This window comes from Pelomicrobium sp. (assembly GCF_036803785.1).
In the GTDB taxonomy this organism is placed as follows: Bacteria; Pseudomonadota; Gammaproteobacteria; order Burkholderiales; family UBA6910; genus Pelomicrobium.
In genome coordinates this window covers 1-4,245 of the sequence record NZ_DAIRTR010000189.1, presented here as the reverse complement: position 1 = coordinate 4,245, position 4,245 = coordinate 1, and the positions used below count along the sequence as shown (strand labels likewise).

General features: G+C 67.2%; 5 protein-coding genes and 1 riboswitch. Of the genes, 2 read left to right on the top strand and 3 right to left on the bottom strand.

All coding sequences use genetic code 11. From position 1 onward, the window contains the following. The first annotated feature begins 266 nt into the window (after positions 1-266). Entirely contained in the window at positions 267-1,385 is a 1,119-nt protein-coding gene (locus tag V7Q81_RS14895; protein WP_333844856.1) for an FIST signal transduction protein, read from the top strand. Between the two features lie 32 nt (positions 1,386-1,417). Here the strand turns inward: V7Q81_RS14895 and V7Q81_RS14890 are convergent, their stop codons facing one another. Beyond that, positions 1,418-1,546, bottom strand: coding sequence for a hypothetical protein (locus tag V7Q81_RS14890; RefSeq protein WP_333844852.1), 129 nt, complete (start codon positions 1,544-1,546; stop codon positions 1,418-1,420). A gap of 479 nt (positions 1,547-2,025) precedes the next feature. On the opposite strand from V7Q81_RS14890, the gene V7Q81_RS14885 reads away from it, so the two are divergent. Then, positions 2,026-2,364: a hemerythrin domain-containing protein gene (locus V7Q81_RS14885; protein WP_333844849.1), complete on the top strand. Its 339-nt coding sequence runs from the start codon at positions 2,026-2,028 to the stop codon at positions 2,362-2,364. An 88-nt stretch (positions 2,365-2,452) separates the two neighbouring features. Here V7Q81_RS14885 and V7Q81_RS14880 read toward each other — a convergent pair whose 3' ends face one another. Continuing rightward, complete coding sequence (locus tag V7Q81_RS14880) at positions 2,453-3,019, bottom strand: TMEM165/GDT1 family protein (protein WP_333844846.1); 567 nt, start codon at positions 3,017-3,019, stop codon at positions 2,453-2,455. 152 nt (positions 3,020-3,171) lie between these two features. Then, a riboswitch (yybP-ykoY riboswitch) is annotated at positions 3,172-3,278 on the bottom strand. A gap of 61 nt (positions 3,279-3,339) precedes the next feature. Further along, positions 3,340-4,245 (bottom strand): isoaspartyl peptidase/L-asparaginase family protein (locus V7Q81_RS14875; protein ID WP_333844844.1); only part of this gene is annotated, 906 nt, incomplete at its 5' end.

The window sequence follows — 4,245 nt, the reverse complement described above, 5'->3', positions numbered from 1 at the left end:
GGCCAGCACCGCCCGCCCGGCCTCGGTCGCCAGGGGATGGGCACTCGCCACCGCCTCCTTTCCCGCCATGGCGGCAGGCAGGAACAGCAACGTGGCCGCCGAAAGGACAAGGAGATGCCACATGGCGCGCTTCATCCACCCGCCCCGGCCGTCTGCGGGCGAGCGTGAGCCGGCGGCCTTCCTGACTCGATTCTGTTGCCGGCGAAAGTAGGCTATATTCGATTTGAACCCGACCGGTTTTCCCATTGCTCTCCGAAACCTCCTCGTTGGACGTCTTCGCCTCCGCCCAGGCGGCGGCGGACAATTGGCTCCAGGCTGTCGCCGAGTGCGTGGCCCAGCTCTCTTCGCTTCCGCGGGGCGCGAACCTGGGCTTCGTCTACGCGACCGATGCGTTTTCCCCGGATCTGCGCAGCATTGTGCGCTACCTCAAGGACGCCCTGGGAGTCGACCTGTGGGTAGGCTCCGTAGGGGTGGGTATCTGCGCAGTGGGTCGGGAATACTACGAAACGCCTGCGCTCTCGGTCATGGTGGGCGCCTTCCCCCCCAATTCGTTTCGGCTGTTCAATACCGTGAGCGAAGGCCTGGACCGGTTCATCGCCGAGCATGGCGCGTGGTTCGCAGCCAAGCAGGCCCGCTTCGGCGTGGTGCACGGCGACCCCCGCAACCGCCGGCTACCCCAACTGATCACCCGGCTCGCCGCTGCCGTGAACGACGGCTTCCTGGTGGGAGGACTCACCTCTACCCGCTCCCTCTACACCCAGGTCTCCGGGGAAGTGACCGAGGGGGGCTTGTCGGGAGTCCTGTTCGCCCCGGAGGTGCCCGTGGCGACCACCCTCACCCAGAGCTGCGCCCCGTTCGGTGCTCCCCATGAGATCACCCAGTGCCAGGACAACATCATCATGACCCTGGATGGCCGCCCCGCCCTGGACGTCTTCTACGACGAGATCGGCGACATCCTGTCCCGGGATCTGAACAAGGCGGCCCGCTACATCGCCGCCGCCTTGCTGGTGCCGGGCTCCGACACCCGGGACTATCTGGTGCGCAACCTGGTGGGGGTCGATCCCCGCGCCAGGCTTCTCGCCATCGGCGAGACCGTGCAACCGGGTCAGGTGCTGCAGTTCTGCCGGCGCGACCCAGCCAACGCGATGAAGGACATGCGGCGCATGCTGCGGGAGCTCAAGGAGCGCATCCCCCATCCCCCCCGGGGCGCCATCTACTACTCCTGTCTGGGCCGCGGCCGCTACATGTTCGGTGAAAATTCAGAAGAGCTCAAGGTGATCCAGCAGGAGTTCGGCGAGCTGCCACTCACGGGCTTTTTCTGTAACGGCGAGATCTCCCATAACCGGCTCTACGGCTATACCGGGGTCCTCACCTTGTTCCTGTAGAGCGCACGCGAGCGTCGCTCCCGCTGCTGCCCTCACGAGCCCAGCCCGTACGAGCGTCCGCTCCATTGCAGCGCTTCTTCCGCCAGCGCCGCGTGCCAAGGCTTGAGCAGCCTCCGGGAGGCACCCACCCTGATCAGGAAGGCGATCAGGGGCAGCACCATGGTGCTGTTGCCGGCCGTTCCTGGAACGATCGCGAAAGCAGGTGATGGGCAGCTGCGCTACAGCAGCGAAACGGGCTAGCCCTGCTCAGGAAGAGCATCCCCGCGCCCGGCGGCGCAGGAGGCGTTCGTTGTGGCAGATCTCGCCCGATCGCCCAGGCTCCCCTCCGGAACGGCATCCGCCGCATTCACCGGCAGGAGCAGCGCAGCAAGGCCACGCGGGCCCCTCTTTGTATAGGTCAGGGGCACCATCACTTCGCGGATTGTAAGCCGCCTGCGGGATCGAAGCGAATGGGCTTAGGGCGGCGGGCCCCTTGAGGGATGCAGAAGACGGCAGGAGGAAAACCGCCGGCTATTCTCGGGCCAGGTCTTTTCTGCCAAAATGCCGCTCGATCCGCTTTGACGGTGGCGAGGTTTGCCCGCAGCAGAGCGGAACCCTTACCCCCTTCCTGGCGGAGCCTACGCGCCTGAGAGGACCGGCGATGTCCTTCATCGACTGGAAGTCCGAGTATGCGTTCCGCATCGCCATGACCGGCAATCAGCACCCCCGGCTCGTGGATCGGATGAACGAAGTCGTCGACGCCATCGAACGGGGAGAAGAAGCGGCGAAAATCGCCGCCTTTCTGGCGGACCTGCCCGACGACACGGAACAGCACTTCCAGTTCGAGGAGCAGCGCATGTACCAACATTTCTACCTCTCCCGGCTTCCCCACGAGGAGATCCGCTTGAGCCCGCTCCTTCAGTTGAAAAAGCTGAAGGAGGATTTCGCCGTCGCCAAGTCGAGCGCGGCCTTCCAGACCCGGGAGCTACTGCGGCGCTAGCTCCTCCTGGACCATCTATTATTCCGCGCCAACCGTGCCCTGGGTGCTCATCTGCGCAGCCGGGGCGTGCGCTGAACCGATGACGGGGTCAGGCGAAGGCGAACCGCGCCAAAGTGGCGATCCCTAGGCCGGCGAAGATCGCCCCCGCCGCGTAACGCACGGCCCGTAGCGGGATGCGCCGGGCGGTGACGCTTCCCAGCCCCACGGCGGGTGCGTTGGCGAGGAGCATGCCCAGCGTGGTGCCCACCACCACTAGCGCCGTTTGCGGATACTTGAGCGCCAGGGCCACGGTCGCCACCTGGGTTTTGTCCCCGATTTCCACCAAGAAAAAGGCTACCAGGGTGGTAAGGAAGGCCCCATGGCGGCCCTTCGGCCCGGCGCCTTCTTCCAGACGATCCGGTACCAGGGTCCAGGCGGCGATGGCCAGAAACGACCCCCCCACAAGCCAGCCCAAGGCTTGGGGCGAGAGCCACCCGGACAGCCAGGCGCCGGCCCAGGCCGCAGCAGTGTGATTGGCAAGGGTGGCGAACAGAATGCCCGCCATGATGGGCCACGGCTTGCGGAAGCGTGCCGCGAGGACCAAGGCGAGGAGTTGGGTTTTATCGCCGATCTCCGCCAAGCAGACGGCGACGGTGGAAAAGAGAAGGGCTTCCAACGGGGTTCTCCGGGTCGGGCGCTCAACCGATGGCGCGAAGCGCCGGCCCGACCAGAAGCGGCACTCCGAGCCAAAGGTCTCGCCAGGAAGGCGCGACGCCTCCGCTCGCCGAGCCGTCCTCTTGAGACGGCGACGGGCCTCGAGGCCGCCGCAGGATCCCGTACCGGTCGCGCCATGGCCCCGACATTCTGAAAGGCCAAGCCTGTTGACGCGACCCTCCGCCGGAAAGGCGAAGCGGCTACTCCCCCATGACGGGGGGTAAGCTTACCAAAAAACAGGAAAGATCAGTACAGGAAGAGCCAAAAGTCGCCCGGGCGGCTTCATGCCCCCATGCGGGCCACGGGCTCGGGCCGCCAGCGGGTTGCCACTGCGTGGGGCATGGCGCGGGTCAAGTGGCCCACGCCCAGGCGGCCGTTGCGGTCCACGGCAATGAAGCCTGCATCCGTGCCCAGGCGGGCGGCCATCTCTCCCAGCACTTCCCGCACCGCCTCCGCCGCGCTGCGGCCCGCGTGCACCGCGTCGCACACGCGCTTGGCGGCACACAGGCGCAGCATCAACTCCCCCCGCCCGGTGGCCGATACGGCCGCATCGGGTGTGGCGTAGTTGCCTGCACCGGGAATCGGGCTGTCGCCGATCCGTCCTGGCCACTTGAGGAAAGTCCCACCCGTGGAGGTGGCCGCCGCCAGCTCTCCTGTTTGGTCCAGGGCGACGGCCCCCACGGTGCCGGGTGCGGTCGCTTCTTTACTGGAGTGGGCCCAGCGCTGCCGCTGCTCGGGGGTGACCGGGTCATGGTCCGGAAAGCCACACCGTCGGGCGAAGGCGAGGGCACCCTCCCCCGCCAGCAGCACGTGGCGGCCCTCCTCCAGCACCCGCCGGGCGACCAGCACGGGATTGCGCACTCGCCGGATGCAGGCAACGCCTCCGCACGCAAAGCGGCTGCCCGTCATGACAGATGCATCCATCTCCGCCTCCCCAGCCGCCGTGAGAGCGGAGCCCGTGCCGGCGTTGAAAAGGGGATTGTCCTCCAGCAGGCGTACCGCCTCCACCACCGCGTCCAGGGCCGAGCCGCCCCGGGCGAGGATGGCAGCGCCGGCGCGGGCTGCCTCCTCCACACCCGCCAGTACGGGCCCTTCCGGCCCTGCGCCCCAGTCGCCCGCGCCCCCGTGAACCGCAATGGCAAACATGGCCTCCAACCTTCGATTGACCTCGATTGCGTCCACTGGGAG